Annotated in this window: 16 protein-coding genes and 2 pseudogenes; 11 read left to right on the forward strand and 7 right to left on the reverse strand. The window is 70.4% G+C overall.

Annotated elements, in window-relative coordinates; all coding sequences use genetic code 11:
* The first annotated feature begins 48 nt into the window (after window positions 1–48).
* Entirely contained in the window at window positions 49–441 is a 393-nt protein-coding gene (locus tag ACWDVB_RS00140) for a hypothetical protein (protein ID WP_451513256.1), read from the forward strand.
* A 30-nt stretch (window positions 442–471) separates the two neighbouring features.
* Here the strand turns inward: ACWDVB_RS00140 and ACWDVB_RS00145 are convergent.
* Window positions 472–1,274, reverse strand: a pseudogene (locus ACWDVB_RS00145) (tyrosine-type recombinase/integrase); the annotation flags it as partial.
* A gap of 8 nt (window positions 1,275–1,282) precedes the next feature.
* Between ACWDVB_RS00145 and ACWDVB_RS00150 the strand changes: the two are divergent.
* The 6 genes and pseudogenes from ACWDVB_RS00150 to ACWDVB_RS00175 all read left to right on the forward strand — a co-directional run bounded on the left by ACWDVB_RS00150 (window position 1,283) and on the right by ACWDVB_RS00175 (window position 4,525).
* The gene (locus ACWDVB_RS00150) at window positions 1,283–1,447 is read left to right on the forward strand and encodes a hypothetical protein (protein ID WP_451513528.1); all 165 of its coding nucleotides are present in this window, start codon (window positions 1,283–1,285) and stop codon (window positions 1,445–1,447) included.
* A pseudogene (locus tag ACWDVB_RS00155) lies at window positions 1,444–2,116 on the forward strand (class I SAM-dependent methyltransferase). The gene ACWDVB_RS00150 and the pseudogene ACWDVB_RS00155 overlap by 4 nt, the downstream one beginning before the upstream one ends.
* A 168-nt stretch (window positions 2,117–2,284) precedes the next feature.
* Window positions 2,285–2,485, forward strand: coding sequence for a hypothetical protein (locus ACWDVB_RS00160; RefSeq protein ID WP_451513257.1), 201 nt, complete (start codon window positions 2,285–2,287; stop codon window positions 2,483–2,485).
* Window positions 2,482–3,114 (forward strand): hypothetical protein, encoded by a 633-nt coding sequence (locus tag ACWDVB_RS00165; protein WP_451513258.1) that lies wholly within the window; start codon window positions 2,482–2,484, stop codon window positions 3,112–3,114. Before ACWDVB_RS00160 ends, ACWDVB_RS00165 begins: the two co-directional genes overlap by 4 nt.
* A gap of 111 nt (window positions 3,115–3,225) precedes the next feature.
* The gene (locus ACWDVB_RS00170; protein WP_451513259.1) at window positions 3,226–4,041 is read left to right on the forward strand and encodes a polysaccharide deacetylase family protein; all 816 of its coding nucleotides are present in this window, start codon (window positions 3,226–3,228) and stop codon (window positions 4,039–4,041) included.
* A 34-nt stretch (window positions 4,042–4,075) separates the two neighbouring features.
* Window positions 4,076–4,525 carry an SRPBCC family protein gene (locus tag ACWDVB_RS00175; RefSeq protein ID WP_451513260.1) on the forward strand — a complete coding sequence of 150 codons (450 nt, stop codon included), beginning with the start codon at window positions 4,076–4,078 and terminating at the stop codon, window positions 4,523–4,525.
* A 19-nt stretch (window positions 4,526–4,544) separates the two neighbouring features.
* Here ACWDVB_RS00175 and ACWDVB_RS00180 read toward each other — a convergent pair whose 3' ends face one another.
* The 5 genes from ACWDVB_RS00180 to ACWDVB_RS00200 all read right to left on the reverse strand — a co-directional run bounded on the left by ACWDVB_RS00180 (window position 4,545) and on the right by ACWDVB_RS00200 (window position 11,321).
* Complete coding sequence (locus ACWDVB_RS00180; protein WP_451513261.1) at window positions 4,545–5,696, reverse strand: XdhC family protein; 1,152 nt, start codon at window positions 5,694–5,696, stop codon at window positions 4,545–4,547.
* A gap of 44 nt (window positions 5,697–5,740) precedes the next feature.
* Complete coding sequence (locus ACWDVB_RS00185; protein WP_451513262.1) at window positions 5,741–7,198, reverse strand: NCS2 family permease; 1,458 nt, start codon at window positions 7,196–7,198, stop codon at window positions 5,741–5,743.
* Window positions 7,199–7,426: 228 nt separating this feature from the next.
* Window positions 7,427–9,817: a xanthine dehydrogenase subunit D gene (gene pucD / locus ACWDVB_RS00190; RefSeq protein ID WP_451513263.1), complete on the reverse strand. Its 2,391-nt coding sequence runs from the start codon at window positions 9,815–9,817 to the stop codon at window positions 7,427–7,429.
* Window positions 9,818–9,819: 2 nt separating this feature from the next.
* Window positions 9,820–10,431: a (2Fe-2S)-binding protein gene (locus tag ACWDVB_RS00195; protein WP_451513264.1), complete on the reverse strand. Its 612-nt coding sequence runs from the start codon at window positions 10,429–10,431 to the stop codon at window positions 9,820–9,822.
* Window positions 10,431–11,321: an FAD binding domain-containing protein gene (locus tag ACWDVB_RS00200; protein WP_451513265.1), complete on the reverse strand. Its 891-nt coding sequence runs from the start codon at window positions 11,319–11,321 to the stop codon at window positions 10,431–10,433. The genes ACWDVB_RS00195 and ACWDVB_RS00200 overlap by 1 nt, the downstream gene beginning before the upstream one ends.
* A gap of 330 nt (window positions 11,322–11,651) precedes the next feature.
* Here ACWDVB_RS00200 and ACWDVB_RS00205 point away from each other — a divergent pair, with 330 nt between their 5' ends.
* Window positions 11,652–13,328, forward strand: coding sequence for a PucR family transcriptional regulator (locus ACWDVB_RS00205; protein ID WP_451513266.1), 1,677 nt, complete (start codon window positions 11,652–11,654; stop codon window positions 13,326–13,328).
* A gap of 185 nt (window positions 13,329–13,513) precedes the next feature.
* On the forward strand, window positions 13,514–14,266 hold the full coding sequence (locus tag ACWDVB_RS00210; RefSeq protein WP_451513267.1) for a hypothetical protein: 753 nt from the start codon (window positions 13,514–13,516) through the stop codon (window positions 14,264–14,266).
* A 102-nt stretch (window positions 14,267–14,368) separates the two neighbouring features.
* On the opposite strand, the gene ACWDVB_RS00215 is transcribed toward ACWDVB_RS00210, so the two are convergent.
* Window positions 14,369–15,133 carry a GntR family transcriptional regulator gene (locus ACWDVB_RS00215; RefSeq protein WP_451513268.1) on the reverse strand — a complete coding sequence of 255 codons (765 nt, stop codon included), beginning with the start codon at window positions 15,131–15,133 and terminating at the stop codon, window positions 14,369–14,371.
* Between the two features lie 86 nt (window positions 15,134–15,219).
* Between ACWDVB_RS00215 and ACWDVB_RS00220 the strand changes: the two genes are divergently transcribed.
* Both ACWDVB_RS00220 and ACWDVB_RS00225 read left to right on the forward strand, forming a co-directional pair.
* Entirely contained in the window at window positions 15,220–16,086 is an 867-nt protein-coding gene (locus ACWDVB_RS00220) for a (2Fe-2S)-binding protein (RefSeq protein ID WP_451513269.1), read from the forward strand.
* Between the two features lie 189 nt (window positions 16,087–16,275).
* On the forward strand, window positions 16,276–17,340 hold the full coding sequence (locus ACWDVB_RS00225) for a DUF2637 domain-containing protein (RefSeq protein WP_451513270.1): 1,065 nt from the start codon (window positions 16,276–16,278) through the stop codon (window positions 17,338–17,340).
* Window positions 17,341–17,374: the final 34 nt, after the last annotated feature.

Genomic DNA, 17,374 nt, shown 5'->3' on the forward strand with positions numbered 1-17,374 from the left:
GCAGATCAGCAGGGTGGCCGACGGCTGACTTGGGTTGGGCGGCCGGGTGTGCAGTTGCTGAACCTGGATCAGCATCTCCAGTACGAGCGTGAAAGCCTCGGCAATTACCCGCGCAGCCCTGACGGTGCGATCGTCTGGGGCGCGGTGGCTGATGGTTTGGTGCTCAGCTCGATGGAGTCGGGTTCCATCGAGCTGAGCACCGTAATCCAACAGTTCGCCCCGAAAGCTAGCAGCCTAATCTTCTTCTGGGAGAGCCTGGCAGTTCCGAGTGTAGAGATGGGGCTTGAATCTGCTATCTCTCACCTGCCGGACGTCATGGAATCCGTACCGGAACTCTGGGTATATTCGCCCGGTGACCGCATTGTGGTGGAGAGTTCGTTCTCTGGCGTAGTGACTGTGGCCCGTATTCCTGTGGAAGCCGATGGTCAGAGTCCTGCATAACGCCGTTTGACGGCAACGCTGACGGCAACGTCAGCGGACGACCACCGCTGAGGGCGGCGGCTCTTCGGAGTCGCCGCCCTCAGCCAGTACATCGCTCAGGGTGTCGATGGCTTGGCGTTGGAGGCGGAGTCGGACGTGGGCGTAGACGCCGGCGGTGACGCCGATGTGGGCGTGGCCGAGCAGTTCCTTGATGACGACGAGGTCGATGCCTTGTTCCAGGAGCAGGGTGGCGGTTGAGTGTGGAAGCGGATCGTCCGGAGTTCCGCGCTGTGGAGGAGGCGGCGGAAGCGGCGGGTGAGGTTGGTGGGGTCGAGTGGCCTGCCCTTCGGGGTGGTGAAGACGAGGCCGTTGTCCGTCCAGCTCGTTCCGGCCGCCTGGCGCTCTCCCTGCCGCCGTTCCTGGGGATTCTTGAGGGAGCTGAAACATTCGGTAGGGAGGGCGATGCGGCGCTCGGAGGCCAAGGACTGGGTGTGCAGGACGGTCAGACCCTGGCTGTGGCTCCGCTGGAGCGAGCGGTGGATGCTGGCGGTGCCGCCGTCGAGGTCGAGATCTTCCCAGTGGAGGCCGAAAAGTTCGCCCTTGCGGAGTCCGGTGCGCAGGGCGAGTTCGTACAGGGCGTGGAGCCGGTCGTTGTTGGCCGCCTGAAGCAGTTGCCGCGCCTCGGCCGCAGTGAGGGGCTGGAAGCGTCTTGGCCGGGGCGTCGCGGTCTTGACGTCCCGGGCGACGTTGCGTGTCAGTTCGTCCTCGCGGACGGCGTGTTCCAGGGCGGAATTGAGGACCGCGTGGACGTACGTCACGGTCAGCGGCGACAGCCGCTTCTCGCAACACCGGCCCCTACGGTTTGCCCGTACTGGACGACAGGCTGAAGGAGTCCATCCTGGTGGACCTCGGCTACGTTGACGGCAAGGCTCTCGCCAAGGCGGGGAGGAACGCCGACTCCGCGCCGGTCGTCCCCGACCTGCTGTGCGGTGTGCTCGCCCTGGAGGTCGGACTGCGAAGCCTGTGACCAGCCCCAACACGGAAGCCGAGCACGTGGAAGCCACAAACCTCCTGTACCGCGATTCGGCACTTTACGATGCGGGTCGACTTCGGATGCGGTACCGGCCGGGACCTGGAAATCCTGGCCAAGCGCTTCGAGTGCATCGGCGTGGACCTCCAGCCCGGCATGGTCGACTACGCCCACAAGGCCCGGCCGGGACTGGACATCCGCACTGGCGATATGCGCGCAGTGCGACTCGGCAAGCGCATGGACGTGGTGACCTGCATGGGCAACAGCCTCGCCTACGTACACGACAACGAGGCGATCAGCCAGGTCTTCGCCACCTTCGCGGCACATGCCCAGCCAGGAGCGCTGCTCGTGCTGTGTTCCCCCGTCGCCTCAATCACCCGGAGCGAGCCGACCACTGCCACGGTGGCCACCCCGAGAGGCCCCGCCACCGTCGCCATCCGCCACACTTGGGACTTGCGGACCCAGATCAACACCATGCATCGGCACTGGGTGCTCCCCTCGGGCGACGAGGCGCGAGACGAGATCCGCAGGCGCGTCCTGTTCCCCCGCGAACTGGAACGCTACGCGGAAGGTGCCGGCTTCGATGTCCTGGACATGAGGGACGGCGCAGATGGAGGGCTCACCGGCCCAACCGCGTACACGGTGGCCCGACAAACTGCGCGGTGACCGGCGAGGCGAGAAATGGCACCAGTGCCAGCCGCCCGACTCCTAACGGCAATAGCGACGGCAACACCCACGGATTCCCCCGCACAACCACGGACACCAGCGGAACCCGAAACCACCGCTGATCTGCGAATACGCAGATAGAGTGGGGCCGCGCAGCACACGTACTACGTGCTGGCGGGGAAGGCTCCGGTATTCGTTCACAACAGCAACTGCCCGCCCGCATCGAAATATGAGGACATCACGAGTCCCGGCGCCCGCATGCTGAACAAATCGGCAGAGGCGAGCAGCTACAAGGGATGGACGGCTGACTACTACAATCCTGGGTCCAAGAAGGCCGACATCAAGATCAGGCTGGGCAAGGACCAATGACAGAGGCTGGTTCGATAGTGCTGGATCGCAACGACTATCTGGACGTACGCTCCCGTAGTGCAGTCACTTTCGATCTTGATGCCAGGCTGCCCGACCGGGTCTTCAATGAGAGTGTGGGGGGCTCGCTGTTCTGTGAGTTCGATGCGGTCCTCACCCCGGAATTCTGGCCGGCGCTCTGCACGATGGCTCGGTGGCATGGCGACAGTCACGTCGAACTGCTCGTACTTGAGCCGGATTGCGATGCGTTCTACCTTCCGGAGTATCGGATGTATCCAGCGTTGTCGTTGTCTGTCGAGGCCGACGTGGACGGCTACTGGGCGGCGATCGGTCACGAGCCGGACGGCGACACCATGGGGTCTATTGCGATCTCTGCGAACGTCATTGCTGCGACCGGGCCTTCCGGAAGATGGGGGTGTTGGGGTGAAAGGGATCCCGAGGTCGCAGTTTTCGGGGGATTTCCCAACGTGGCCGCACGCAATGAATGGCGCGCACAGTTCGGGCCCTTCCTGGAGGTGTCAGGCGCTCTGGAGTCGCATCTCCCGCCGACCTTCGCGGGTCGGACCGTCCCGGACGAGTACGCCGCAACCCTGACCGCCAACTACGGACCTGCGAGCGGTAGGCGGCCGTAACGGCTCTCCCCCGAGATCGACTACCTCGGCGACCGGCACAGGCGACGGGACACAGGCCCTCCCCACAGCCCTCTATAAACTCGCTGTATACGCGGTGTGTATAGTGATTGTATGCCCGCCGTGAACATCCCTACCGCTGCCATCAAGACGACCCGCGCCCCGAAGAGGTTGCCTGGTCGCGCCGGATCCGTCATCGCGGCGGGGGCGGCCCTCGTCCTCGCCCTGAGCGGGTGCGCCAAGTTCGACACCACCTCGCCCAGCGCCGTCCGCAAGGCGGCCGCGGGGGCGAAGGCCGCGGATCAGGGTGAGTTCGGCACGGTCGACTGCCGCAAGGCCAAGTGCGTGGCACTGACCTTCGACGCGGGACCCAGCGAGAACACGCCCGGACTTCTCAAGATCCTCAAGAAGGGGAAGGTGCCCGCCACCTTCTTCACGCTCGGCAAGAACCACATCGAGAAGTACCCCGAGCTCGTGAAGCGGATGGACGCCGAGGGGCACGAGGTCGCCAGTCACACCTGGTCGCACAAGATCCTGACGAAGATCGACCCGGCCGAGGCGCGGCGGGAGCTGGAGCGGCCCAACGAGGCGATAGAGAAGCTCATAGGCAAGAAGCCGACGCTGATGCGCCCGCCGCAGGGCCGCACCAACGACGACGTCAACAAGATCTCCGAGGAGCTCGGCCTCTCGCAGGTCCTGTGGACCGTCACGGCCAAGGACTACACGACCAATGACTCCAAGCTGATCGAGAAGCGGGTCATCGACCAGACGGAGCGGGACGGCATCATCCTGCTGCACGACATCTACAAGGGCACGGTGCCCGCCGTGCCGGGCGTCATCGCCGAGCTGAAGAAGCGGGGATACGTCTTCGTGACGGTGTCCCAGCTGCTCGCGCCGGGCAAGGCCGAGCCCGGCAAGATCTACCGCTGAGCCCCTGGGCCGGACACGACTTAGGCTCGGAGGCGTGGCCCACTTCGCATTCGCCGGGGAAACGTCCCTGCCCGCCGCCGAGGCATGGCGGCGCCTGACCGCGTGGGAGCGGCACGGCGAGGTCGTCCCGCTGACCCGCGTCACGGTGCGCACCGCCCCGCCCACGCGCGTGGGCACGGTCTTCGTGGCCCGCAGCGGGCTCGGCCCCCTCGGTTTCGACGACGTCATGGAGGTCGTCGACTGGCGGCCACCGGAGGGCACCGCCCCGGGGCGGTGCCGCCTGGAGAAGCGGGGTACGGCCATCGCGGGCTGGGCGGAGATCGAGGTGAGCCCCGGCCCCGCCGGTTCCCGGATCGCCTGGCGCGAGGAGTTGCGCCCGCGCCTGATGCCCACCCTGCTCGACGGCCTGCTCTCGGCGGCCGCCCGCCGAATGTTCACCCGGGTCGTGAACCGTCTCCTCAGCTCGGCGCCGGAAGCATGCTGAGCGCCGTCCGCACCGGACGTCAGGCCACCGACCCGAGCCGCCCAGAGGGAGCGCGTGTTCCGTCATGGTGGATCGGCGTGTGCGCCCCCGTGAGGGAGACCCCGCTGCCGCCCCGCCTGCCCGCGACGATCTCCGCGGCGATGGACAGGGCCGTCTCCTCGGGCGTACGAGCGCCGAGGTCGAGCCCGATGGGTGACCTGAGCCGCGTCAGTTCCAGCTCGGTGACGCCGACTTCACGCAGGCGCTTGTTGCGGTCCTCGTGGGTGCGGCGCGAACCCATCGCGCCGACGTAGGCGACGGGCAGCCGGAGCGCGAGGCGCAGCAGCGGCACGTCGAACTTGGCGTCGTGCGTCAGCACGCACAGCACGGTGCGGCCGTCGACGCCGGTGTTCTCCAAGTACTTGTGGGGCCACTCGACGACGATCTCGTCGGCGTCGGGGAAGCGGGCCGGCGTCGCGAAGACGGGCCGCGCGTCGCACACGGTCACGTGGTAGCCGAGGAACTTGCCCATCCGCACCAGCGCGGAGGCGAAGTCGATCGCCCCGAACACGATCATGCGGGGCGGCGGCACGCTCGACTCGACGAGCACCACCAGCGGCCGGCCGCACCGCGAGCCGTCCTCGCCGATCTCCACGGTCGCGGTGCGCCCCGCGTCGAGCAGGGCGCGGGCCTCCCCCGCCACTGTGCGGTCCAGCTCCGGATGTCCGCCGAGCCCACCCTCGTAGACGCCCGAAGGACGTACGAGAAGGGCGCGGCCGACGAGTTCGGCGGGCCCGGAGGTGATGCGGGCGACCGCCGCGGCCTCCCCCGAGGAGGCGGCGGCGAGTGCGGCGGCGAGCACCGGCCGGGACGCGGAGTCCGCGCGGACCGGGGTGACGAGGATGTCGATGATTCCGCCGCAGGTCAGGCCCACGGCGAAGGCGTCCTCGTCGCTGTAGCCGAAGCGTTCGAGGACGGTCTCGCCGTCCTCCAGTGCCTGTTGGCACAGTTCGTAGACGGCGCCCTCCACACATCCGCCGGAGACCGAGCCGATGGCCGTGCCGGCCGCGTCGACCGCGAGCGCGGCGCCGGGTTGCCGGGGCGCGCTCCCGCCGACCGCCACCACGGTGGCGACGGCGAAGTCACGTCCCTGCTCGACCCACCGGTTCAGCTCGTCGGCGATGTCCAGCATGTCGGCCTCCTCAGGCTCTACGGGTGTGCGGAGGGCTCAGCGCCTCAGTGGACGCCCAGCCATCCTTCGATGGGGTTGAGGGCGAAGTAGACGATGAAGATCACCGTCAGGCCCCACATGAAGGCGCCGATCTCGCGCGCCTTGCCCTGCGCGATCTTGATGGCGACCCAGGAGATGACGCCCGCCGCGACACCGGTGGTGATGGTGTACGTGAAGGGCATGAGCACGACGGTCAGGAAGACCGGGATGGCGGTGGCGCGGTCGGCCCAGTCGACGTGCCGGGCGTTCATCATCATCATCGCTCCGATGACGACGAGCGCGGCGGAGGCGACCTCCTGCGGCACGATCGCGGTGAGCGGCGTGAAGAAGAGGCAGGCCGCGAAGAACAGGCCGGTGATGACCGAGGCGAGGCCGGTGCGGGCGCCTTCGCCGACGCCGGTCGCGGACTCGACGAAGACGGTCTGGCCGGAGCCGCCCGCCACACCGCCGATGGCGCCGCCGGCGCCGTCGATGAACAGCGCCTTGGACAGGCCCGGCATGCGGCCCTTGTCGTCGGCGAGGTTGGCCTCGGTGCCGACGCCGATGATGGTGGCCATCGCGTCGAAGAAGCCGGCGAGCACCAGCGTGAAGACGATCATGCCGACGGTCATCGCGCCGACCTCGTCCCAGCCGCCGAACTCGACGTCTCCGAAGAGCGAGAAGTCGGGTGACGAGACCGCGCCGCCGTGCAGTTCGGGGGCGCCGTTCGCCCACTGCTTGGGGTCGATGACATCCAGGGCGTTGAGGATGACCGCGACGATCGTGCCGGTGACGATGCCGATCAGGATCGCGCCGGGGATGTTGCGCGCCTGCAGCATGAAGATGAGGAGCAGGGTGCCCGCGAAGAGCAGGACGGGCCAGCCCGAGAGCTCACCCGCCGGGCCGAGCGAGAGCGGGGTCGCCTTGCCCGGGTGGACGAAGCCGCCCTTGACCAGGCCGATGATGGCGATGAACAGGCCGATGCCCATGGTGATGCCGTGCTTGAGGGCGAGCGGGATAGCGTTCATGATCATCTCGCGGAGCCCGGTGATCACCAGGAGCATGATCACCACGCCGTACATCACGCACATGCCCATGGCCTGCGGCCAGGTCATCTCGGGCGCGACCTGCGAGGAGATCACACCGGACACGGAGAGTCCGGCGGCGAGGGCGAGCGGCACCTTGCCGACGAAGCCCATGAGGAGCGTGGTGAGGGCCGCGGCGAACGCGGTCGCGGTGATCACGGCCTTGGTGGCCATGGTGTCCCCCGCCGCGTCCTTGCCGGACAGGATCAGGGGGTTGAGCAGGAGGATGTACGCCATCGCCATGAAGGTGGTGACGCCGCCGCGCACCTCGCGCGCGACCGTGGATCCTCTCCGGGATATGTGAAAGTACCGATCGAGCCAAGACCGGCCGGCCGGGACGCGAGAGCCGTGGCCCGCGTCCTCTGCGGTGGTCTTGGGCTCCACTGACGACTGGGTCATGGTGCCTACTCCCAAGGTTCACAGGGGCACCCGCGGAGTTGCGGGATTTGGGATGGTGCGTGGGCTGCACGACCCGGGGGACGGCCCGAGACGGACTACTTCTCCCTCAGAACGAGGGGGAGTTGGGAACCGAGCGGTGTGGGCGAAGGGAAGTGTGACGTTCCTGGGAGGCACACACCGCTCGGAGAACTGGGGTGGACCGCGCGGGGGCCGGGGCCCCCGCGGGGCTCAGGTGCCGGTGAGGTGTTCGGGCCGTACCGGCGTCTTGTTGAGTTCGAGACCGGTCGCGTTCCGGATGGCCGCGAGGACCGCGGGGGTCGACGACAGGGTCGGGGCCTCGCCGATGCCGCGCAGCCCGTACGGGGCGTGCTCGTCGGCGAGTTCGAGGATGTCGACGGGGATGGTCGGCGTGTCGAGGATGGTGGGGATCAGATAGTCCGTGAAGGAGGGGTTCTTCACCTTCGCGGTCTTCGGGTCGACGATGATCTCCTCCATGACCGCGACGCCCAGTCCCTGGGTGGTGCCACCCTGGATCTGGCCGAGGACGGACAGCGGGTTGAGCGCCTTGCCGACGTCCTGGGCGACGGCCAGCTCGATGACCTTGACCAGGCCCAGCTCGGTGTCGACCTCGACGACCGCGCGGTGCGCGGCGAAGGAGTACTGGACGTGGCCGTTGCCCTGCCCGGTGACCAGGTCGAAGGGCTCGGTGGGGCGGTGGCGCCACTCGGCCTCGATCTCGACGCTCTCGTCCTCCAGGACGTCCACGAGGTCGCCGAGGACCTCGCCGCCGTCGGTGACGACCTTGCCGCCTTCGAGCAGCAGCTCGGCGGTGGCCCACGCCGGGTGGTACGAGCCGAACTTTCGGCGGCCGATCTCCAGGACCTTCTCGCGCACCAGCTCGCAGGAGTTCTTGACCGCGCCACCGGTGACGTACGTCTGACGCGACGCGGACGACGAACCGGCGCTGCCCACCTGGGTGTCGGCGGGGTGGATCGTCACCTGGGCGACGCCCAGCTCGGTCCGCGCGATCTGCGCGTGGACCGTGACACCGCCCTGGCCGACCTCCGCCATCGCGGTGTGCACGGTCGCGACGGGCTCGCCGTTGATGACCTCCATGCGCACCTTGGCGGTGGAGTAGTCGTCGAAGCCCTCGGAGAAGCCGACGTTCTTGATGCCGACCGCGTAGCCCACACCGCGTACGACGCCCTCGCCGTGCGTGGTGTTGGAGAGGCCGCCGGGCAGCTGGCGCACGTCGGAGCCCTCGCTGGACTCCCACTGGCGCTCGGGCGGCAGCGGACGCGCCTTGACGCGGCGCAGGATCTCGGCGACCGGGGCGGGCGAGTCGACCACCTGCCCGGTCGGCAGGAGCGTGCCCTGCTCCATGGCGTTCAGCTGGCGCAGCTCGACAGGGTCCATGCCCAGCTTCGCGGCCAGCTTGTCCATCTGGGCCTCGTACGCGAAGCACGCCTGGACCGCGCCGAAGCCGCGCATGGCGCCGCAGGGCGGGTTGTTGCTGTAGAGGGCTATGGCCTCGATCTCGACGTCGTCGATCACGTACGGACCGACCGACAGGGACGAGGCGTTGCCGACGACCGCCGGGGAGGCCGACGCGTACGCGCCGCCGTCCAGGACGATCCGGCACTTCATGTGCGTGAGCTTGCCGTCCTTGGTGGCGCCGTGCTCGTAGTAGAGCTTCGCCGGGTGGCGGTGCACATGGCCGAAGAAGGACTCGAACCGGTTGTAGACGATCTTCACCGGCTTGCCGGTGCGCAGCGCCAGGAGGCAGGCGTGGATCTGCATCGAGATGTCCTCGCGGCCGCCGAAGGCACCGCCGACGCCGGAGAGCGTCATGCGCACCTTCTCCTCGGGCAGGCCGAGGACGGGGGCGATCTGTTCGAGGTCCGAGTGCAGCCACTGGGTGGCGACGTAGAGGTCGACACCGCCGTCCTCGGCGGGCACGGCGAGGCCGGACTCCGGGCCGAGGAATGCCTGGTCCTGCATGCCGAAGGTGTACTCGCCCTTGACGATGACGTCGGCCTTCTTGGCCGCCTCGTCCGCGTTGCCGCGGATGATCGGCTGGCGGTGCACGATGTTCGGGTGCGGTACGTGCTTCATGTGGTCGTCGGTGCGGCCCTCGTGCACGAGCACGGCGTCGGGGGCGGTCGCCGAGGCCTCATCGGTGATGAGGGGCAGCTCCCTGTACTCGACGACGATCTTCGCGGCGGCGCGGCGGGCGGTCTCCGGGTGGTCGGCGGCCACGAGGGCGACCGGCTCACCGTGGTGACGGACCTTGCCGTGGGCGAGGACCGGGGTGTCCTGGATCTCCAGGCCGTAGTTCTTCATCTCGGCCGGCAGGTCGTCGTAGGTCATGACGGCGTAGACGCCGTCCATCGCGAGGGCCTGGGAGACGTCGATCGAGACGATCTCGGCGTGCGCGACCGTGGAGCGCAGGGTCTGGCCCCACAGCATGTCCTCGTGCCACATGTCCGAGGAGTACGCGAACTCGCCGGTGACCTTCAGGGTGCCGTCGGGCCGCAGCGTCGACTCGCCGATGCCGCCCTTGGTCTGCGAACCCTGGGTGAGCTTGGTGGGTACGCCGGTCGTACGGGTGGAGCCCATGGTCAGACCGCCCCTTCCTGGAGTCCCTGACGGTCCTGGCGGGCGGCGGCGAGGCGCACCGCGTCCAGGATCTTCTCGTAACCGGTGCAGCGGCACAGGTTGCCGGAGAGCGCCTCGCGGATGTCCGCGTCGGTCGGCTGCGGGTTGCGCTCCAGCATCTCGTCGGCCGCGATGAGCAGACCCGGGGTGCAGAAGCCGCACTGGACGGCGCCGGCGTCGATGAACGCCTCCTGGATGGGGGAGAGTTCGCCGCCCTCGCCGGTCTGCGAGTCCGTCCCCTGGGCCTTCCACTGCTGGGCGTCCTGGAGCGAGGTGCCGCACGCGCCGGAGGCGCAGCCGCCGCCCGGGTGGGCGCTCTCGCGGTGCTTGGCGTAGTCGGCGAGGCCCTCGACGGTGGTGACCTCACGGCCCTCCACCTGACCGGCCGCGACCAGACACGAACAGACCGGCACCCCGTCGAGCCGGACGGTGCAGGAACCGCACTCACCCTGCTCGCAGGCGTTCTTGGAGCCCGGCAGGCCCATGCGCTCGCGCAGCACATACAGAAGGGACTCGCCCTCCCAGACGTCGTCCGCTTCCTGCTGACGGCCGTTGACCGTGAAGTTCACGCGCATTATGCGACTCCCTCAATGCTGCGGCCCTTGCCGCGGTACGACTCCCAGGTCCAGCCGAGCGTGCGGCGGGCCATGATGCCGACGGCGTGACGGCGGTAGCTCGCCGTGCCGCGCACATCGTCGATCGGGTTGGCGGCACCGGAGGCGAGCTCCGCGAACTGCTTGGCGATCGAGGGGGTGATGATCTTCTTGCTCTCCCAGAAGCCGCCCTCTTCGAGGGCCGCGTTCAGGAACTCCTCGGCCGTCTTCGCCCGGATCGGGGTCGGCGCGGCGGAGCCGATGCCGGTCCGCACGGTCCGGGTCTCGGGGTGCAGCGCGATGCCGAAGGCGCACACGGCGATGACCATGGCGTTGCGGGTGCCGACCTTGGAGTACTGCTGCGGGCCGTCCGCCTTCTTGATGTGGACGGCCCTGATCAGCTCGTCCGCGGCCAGCGCGTTGCGCTTCACGCCGGTGTAGAAGTCGTCGATCGGGATCAGGCGCGAGCCGCGCACCGACTCCGCCTCGACCTCGCAGTCGGCGGCGAGCAGCGCCGGGTGGGCGTCGCCGGCCGGGGACGCCGTGCCGAGGTTGCCGCCGACGCCGCCGCGGTTGCGGATCTGCGGGGACGCGACCGTGTGCGAGGCGAGCGCCAGGCCGGGAAGCTCCGTGCGCAGCTCCTCCATGATCTGCGTGTACGGGACGGAGGCACCGAGCCGGACCGTCTCCTCGCCCACCTCCCAGTCGCGCAGCTCGCCGATGCGGTTGAGGTCGAGCAGGTACTCGGGACGACGGTGGTCGAAGTTGATCTCGACCATCACGTCGGTGCCACCCGCAATCGGCACAGCCGTGGGGTGCTCGGCCTTGGCGGCGAGCGCCTCCTCCCAGCTGGCGGGGCGAAGGAAGTCCATGAGGCTCTCTTCTTCGTGTCGAGGGTCGTTCGCTGCGAGGGATTCCGTATCGGCCACTCGGGCCGTTCGTCCCTCGACTGCTCGTTCATCTGCTGTTAACGCGGAGTGGGGCAAGTACACCGCCCGGTCCTCCGATGGGGTCAGTCACCGAAACCATGAAGGAGTTGGCTGGCCAAGCCGCGCGTCTTGTAGATTCGTATGAAGAACGGGTCTCAGTAACCTCGCGGAATCCCCCCGGAAACCGCGGACACCCGGCGGCACAGGGCCCCGGCCCTGCAGAGCCCTCCTGCCTGTACACCACTTTCGAGACAGATCGGCGGCGACGACACCATGCGGCTGCGCGCACTCCTGGACACCGACGCGCTGGGCCTGCGGCTGCTCGGCGGCGAGGACGAGCTGGACCGCACCGTGCGCGGTGTGATGACCACGGACCTGCGGGACCCCAGCCGCTATCTGGCGGGCGGCGAGCTGGTCCTCACCGGGCTCGCCTGGCGCCGCGACGCCTCGGACACCGAACCCTTCGTCCGCATCCTCGCGAGCGCGGGGGTGGCGGCGCTGGCGGCCGGTGAGGCCGAGCTGGGCGATGTCCCCGCCGACATCGTCGAGGCCTGCGCCCGCCACCGTCTGCCGCTCTTCGCGGTCAACGAATCCGTGGCCTTCGCGACCATCACCGAACACGTCGTACGTCAGGTCTCCGGCGAGCGCGCCGGGGACCTGGCGGCCGTGGTGGACCGGCACCGCCGCCTGATGACCTCGGGCCCGGCGGGCGGCGGCCCCGACGTCGTACTCGACCTGCTCGGCACCGACCTGGACCTGCGGGCCTGGGTGCTCTCCCCCGCCGGGCGCCCCATCGCCGGGTCGGGCGCGGACGGCACGGCCCTGTCCGGGCCCGTCTGCGCGCGGCTGGCCGGGGAGCACCTGGCGGCCACGCGCACCGGGCGGCGCGGCCCGCACCGCGTGGCGGTGGACGGGGTGACGTACTCGCTGTTCCCCGTTCGGCCCAGCGGCCGCGGAGCGGGCGGCGCCGCGCGCGACGTGCGCGAGACGCTGCTCTCCGACTGGGTGCTCGCCGTGGAGGCCGACGCGGGCGACTGGCCCGAGGAGCGGCTGGACCTGCTCCAGGGCGTCACGCAGCTGATCGCGGTGGAGCGGGACCGCCGCGACGCCGCCCGCACGGTGCGGCGCCGCCTGGCCCAGGAGGTCCTGGAGCTGGTGCAGACCGGCGCGGCACCGGCGGAGATCGCGGCGCGGCTGCGGGTCGCGGCGCCCGTGCTGCTGCCGGGGCTCGGCGCGGCCCCGCACTGGCAGGTCGTGGTGGCCCGCGTGGAGTGGGAGGGCGGCGACATCGCGGGCGGCCCGGTGGCCCAGTCGCTCCTGGAGGAGATCCTCGTCGACCCCCTCTCCTCCGGACCGGAGCCCTCCGACCGGATCGCGGTCGCCCACACCGGCGACGAGGCCATCGCGCTGCTGCCGCTCCCCGCGGTCTCGGCGGAGCACGACGGCTCGGAGACGGGCCTGCTCGCCGACGCGCTCCTGGAGTCGGTACGCGACCCGCTGTCCGCGGGTCTCGACGGCGACGGCCGCCTCACGCTGGGCGTCAGCGCGTCCGTCCACTCGGCGGAGGGGCTGCGCGGCGCCCTCGAAGAGGCGCGGCACGCCCGCCGGGTCGCCGCCGCCCGCCCCGGCCGCGTCTGCGCGGCCGGCCACCAGGAGCTGGCCTCGCACGTCCTGCTGCTGCCGTTCGTGCCGGACGACGTGCGCCGGGCGTTCACGGCCCGTCTCCTGGACCCGCTGCGGGAGTACGACCAGCGCCACCGGGCGGAGCTGATCCCGACCCTGGAGGCGTTCCTCGACTGCGACGGCTCGTGGACGCGCTGCGCGGCGCGGCTGCACCTCCACGTCAACACGTTGCGCTACCGCGTGGGCCGTATCGAGCAGTTGACGAGCCGTGACCTCTCGCGCCTGGAGGACAAGCTCGACTTCTTCCTCGCGCTGCGGATGAGCTGAGGAAATCGGGCGGGGGCCGGACGGGACCGACGGAACACCGGTCGGCCGGGCGCCCTCCCCGGGCCCGCCCTTTGTGAATTCTTTCACCCAGCCTCTTGGCCGGACACCGCCATCCATGCTGAGATGCGCCCACGACTCAACAGCTCAATGGTGTGCTCGGGGAGGGCAACGTGGCGCATACCGCCATGTCTGGTACCGGAACGATTGCAGGGGACGATCCACTCCAGACCGCGGTATGGCGGCTGCGCTCGCGCGGCTGCTGGACCGACGCGGCCGCGCTGCTCGCCTCGCGGGCCGGGGCGGCGCCGGCGCTCCAGCGGGCGGCGCTGCTCGTCGAGCGCTGCCTGTTCACCGGGGACGGCTGGGCCGAGGCCGAGGACGGGCTGCGGACCGCGGAGGCGCTGGCCGAGGACGACGACGACCGCGGGGCGGCGGCCTGCGAGCGGGGCCACCTCGCGTACGCCTCCACGGTGTTGGGGGTACGCGACCGGGCCGACGAGGCACGTACGGCGCTCGGCAGGGCGGCCGCGCTGCTCGCCCCCAACGCGGCGGGCCGGCCCCTTCTCGACTTCCGCCGGGGGCTGATCGCCGAGCACGTCGCCGACTCGCCGCAGGCCGCGAAGGCGGCGTACCGGCGGGCGCACGCGGGGGCCACCGCGCGCGCCGACTCCCTTCTCCTGTCCTTCACTTGGCGGCACCTGGCCGGACTCGCCCTGCGGGACGGGGAGTTGGCGGAGGCGCGGCACGGTTTCGCGGAGTCGCTGCGGCTCCGTGAGGAACTGGGCTACCTCGTGGGCACGGCGCCGGCGCTCGCCGCGCTCGCCGACGCGGAGCCGGAGCCGGAGGCCGGCCGCCTCCGCGCCGAGGCCGCCCGCCTCTTCCGCCTCCTGGGCGGAGTCCCCACTTGGCTCTCGCCCCACCTCACACCCGCGACCTAGGCCCGTCCGCCTCGGGCCCAACCCGGGCAACGGGCGGGTGGGTGGGAAACATCCGCCGCGTAGCGGCGGGCCAGGACACCCCCACCGGATGTCGCAAAAAGGTCAGGCCCCCGTGAAGTGTTCGCGGGCCAACGCGGAGACCACCGGCAGGTCCTGATCGACCAGCGCCTGAAGGAGCGCCATATGCTCCGCCGCGTCCGCGACGAGATCCGCCCGTCGGCCCGGGACGGGACCACTGACGAGGGGCCACTGCGCCCGCCGGTGCAGGTCATCCGCGACCCGCACCAACTGCCGGTTGCCGGAGAGCGAGAGCACCGCGCCGTGAAAGGCGCGATCGGCCTCGGCGTAGCGCGCGAGGTCGCCGCCGGCCGCCGCCAGCACCGTCGCCTCGGCCAGCGGCGACAGCTCGGTCCAGCGCTCCGGCGGCACCGTACGGGCGAGCCTCAGCATGACCGGCACCTCGATCAGTGCCCGCACCTCCGCAAGCTCCGCCAGCTCCCGCGCACCCCGCTCGACGACCCGGAAGCCACGGTTGGGGACGACCTCCACCGCGCCCTCGATCGCCAGCTGCTGCATCGCCTCGCGCACGGGCGTCGCGGAGACGCCGAAGCGCTCGCCGAGCACCGGCGCCGAGTACACCTCGCCGGGCGTGAGCTCGCCGCCCACGAGCGCGGCCCGCAGCGCGTCGAGGATCTGCCCGCGTACGGAGTTCCGCCGTACCGTCCGACGCGGCGCCTGCTCCGGCACCCGGACGGGCGGCGCCCCGGCGGAGGGCTCCGCCGCACGCCCTCCGCTCTGCCCCACGACGTCCACCCGTGCCCGCTCCGCCCCGCTTGCGACTGCTGTGAAAGGTACGAGAGGCACCATAGGCGGACAGGACCGCGGTTGAAACCTCGATCACGTCGGGTAAGGTAAGGCTTACCTGCAATCGATCGCGATTCGGTGGTCCCCGCATGTCCGTCCCCACCTTGGCCGCGCCCGCACAGAGCGTCTCCAGCGCCGTAGCGGACTCCTACGCCCGCCTCAACGAGGTGTTCCCAGGACTGCGCATCACCGAGCTGAGCGCCGGGGAAGAGACCCCCCGGGACAGCGGCTGGGTCACCGCCGACCGGCTCGCGGAGGGCGGGGCCGACCTCGACGCTTTCCTCGCGTGGGACGACGCGCAGGTCCTGAAGGACTACGGCACCCGGGCGCGCCCCGACGTGGTGGCGAGCTTCGGACTGCACCGCTACGCCTGGCCGGCCACCCTGCTCATCACGGTCCCGTGGTTCCTGCACCGCCGCGTCCCCCGCTTCCCGGTGGCGAACGTCTCCTTCCAGCGCACCCTCGGCCGGATGGCCGTACGCGCGGACGGTTTCGCCTGTCTGCCGGGCGACCCGGCCGCCGCACTGCCCGGCGCCCGCGTCGTGGCGGACGAGGAGGCGCTGCGCGCGGAGGTGCGGGCGGCGGTCGCCGACCATCTGGGCCCGCTCCTGGAGGGCTTCGGCCCCCGGATGCGGCGCCGTTCGCGCGCCCTGTGGAGCGTGGCGACCGACGAGATCGTCGAGGGCCTCTGGTACATCGCGCACCTCCTCGGCGAGGAGCGTCGCGCGATGACGGAGCTGGAGCGGCTGCTGCCCGGCGCCACGAAGCCGTACGTGGGCACGGCCGGTTTCCGCGAGCTGACGGGGCCGAACGGCGAGTCGCTGCCGACCCGCGACCGGGCGAGCTGCTGCATGTTCTACACCCTGCGCCCCGAGGACACCTGCGTCACCTGCCCCCGCACCTGTGACACGGAACGCGTCGCACGGCTGAGCGCCACCGCCGCCACTTCCGGCTGAACCACCCCTTCGGTGCACAGTTAATCGAACTCGACAGCCATTCCCCCGCAGTCAGTTCGAGCAAAAACGCGTTCCGCGCGCTGTCTCTCACCCCCTTGGCGTTCTCTTGCCCGGAAACCCTCCTGAGGGCCGTCCGGATCGGGTCACTATGGCGCCCGAAACGCCCTACCGCGACGCAAGGGACCCCCGATGAGACTGACCGACATATCGCTGGACTGGCTGCTCCCCGGCGGCGTCCTGCTCCTGGGCGTGCTGGTGGCGGTGGCGGTGCTGACGCGCGGCAAGCGAGGCCACCCCAAGGCGGCGAAGTCCGCCGCCGGTGACGATTCGTGGGAACGCAACGAGGAGCGCCGCAGGCGCAAGGAAGCCATCTACGGCACCGCGTCCTACGTGCTGTTGTTCTGCTGTGCGGCGGTCGCCGCCGCGCTCTCCTTCCACGGCCTGGTCGGCTTCGGCCGGCAGAACCTCAGCCTCTCCGGCGGCTGGGAGTACCTCGTCCCGTTCGGCCTCGACGGCGCCGCCATGTTCTGCTCCGTCCTCGCCGTGCGCGAGGCCAGCCACGGCGACGCGGCGCTCGGCTCGCGCCTGCTCGTGTGGACGTTCGCCGGAGCCGCGGCCTGGTTCAACTGGGTGCACGCGCCCAGGGGCCTCGGCCACGCGGGCGCCCCGCAGTTCTTCGCCGGGATGTCGCTGTCGGCGGCGGTCCTCTTCGACCGCGCGCTGAAGCAGACCCGCCGGGCGGCGCTGCGCGAGCAGGGTCTGGTGCCGCGTCCGCTGCCGCAGATCCGTATCGTGCGGTGGCTGCGCGCGCCCCGGGAGACCTTCGGCGCCTGGTCGCTGATGCTCCTCGAAGGCGTACGCACTTTGGACGAGGCCGTCGAGGAGGTGCGGGAGGACCGCCGCGAGAAGGAGCGCACCCGGCTGCACCGGCGCGACCGGGAGAAGCTGGAGCGCGCCCGGCTCAAGGCGATCAGCCGCGGCCACCGGGGCTACAACCGGGGCGGCCGACAGGTCGACGTGCAGGCCGTCTCCACGGCCGCCGGGTCCGCGCAGGTCGGCGCGGACCCTGTCATAGCCGCGTCGGAACAGCTGCCGTCGGGCGCCCGGCCCTCCCTCCAGGCCGTGGGGAGCGACGGTGACGAGCGGATCACTCCCGTCACCGTCGACCTCACGGCGGAGGACGACACCCAGGCCCTGCCCCGGCTCGACTCGCTGGAACAGAAGCTGAAGAACCTGGAGCAGCAGTTCGGCTGATCGCTGCGGACACGTCATCGCGGACAGGCGGGGG

The sequence above is a fragment of the Streptomyces sp. NPDC003379 genome (assembly GCF_053589195.1).

What these genes read in the sequence shown, in the direction of transcription:
- ACWDVB_RS00170 (WP_451513259.1), top strand. Translation starts at nt 3,226, where the DNA reads ATGCCCGCCGTGAACATCCCTACCGCTGCCATCAAGACGACCCGCGCC.
- ACWDVB_RS00165 (WP_451513258.1), top strand. Translation starts at nt 2,482, where the DNA reads ATGACAGAGGCTGGTTCGATAGTGCTGGATCGCAACGACTATCTGGAC.
- ACWDVB_RS00220 (WP_451513269.1), top strand. Translation starts at nt 15,220, where the DNA reads ATGTCCGTCCCCACCTTGGCCGCGCCCGCACAGAGCGTCTCCAGCGCC.
- pucD (WP_451513263.1), bottom strand. Translation starts at nt 9,817, where the DNA reads ATGGGCTCCACCCGTACGACCGGCGTACCCACCAAGCTCACCCAGGGT.
- ACWDVB_RS00185 (WP_451513262.1), bottom strand. Translation starts at nt 7,198, where the DNA reads ATGACCCAGTCGTCAGTGGAGCCCAAGACCACCGCAGAGGACGCGGGC.
- ACWDVB_RS00210 (WP_451513267.1), top strand. Translation starts at nt 13,514, where the DNA reads ATGTCTGGTACCGGAACGATTGCAGGGGACGATCCACTCCAGACCGCG.
- ACWDVB_RS00200 (WP_451513265.1), bottom strand. Translation starts at nt 11,321, where the DNA reads ATGGACTTCCTTCGCCCCGCCAGCTGGGAGGAGGCGCTCGCCGCCAAG.
- ACWDVB_RS00215 (WP_451513268.1), bottom strand. Translation starts at nt 15,133, where the DNA reads ATGGTGCCTCTCGTACCTTTCACAGCAGTCGCAAGCGGGGCGGAGCGG.
- ACWDVB_RS00180 (WP_451513261.1), bottom strand. Translation starts at nt 5,696, where the DNA reads ATGCTGGACATCGCCGACGAGCTGAACCGGTGGGTCGAGCAGGGACGT.
- ACWDVB_RS00195 (WP_451513264.1), bottom strand. Translation starts at nt 10,431, where the DNA reads ATGCGCGTGAACTTCACGGTCAACGGCCGTCAGCAGGAAGCGGACGAC.
- ACWDVB_RS00205 (WP_451513266.1), top strand. Translation starts at nt 11,652, where the DNA reads ATGCGGCTGCGCGCACTCCTGGACACCGACGCGCTGGGCCTGCGGCTG.
- ACWDVB_RS00225 (WP_451513270.1), top strand. Translation starts at nt 16,276, where the DNA reads ATGAGACTGACCGACATATCGCTGGACTGGCTGCTCCCCGGCGGCGTC.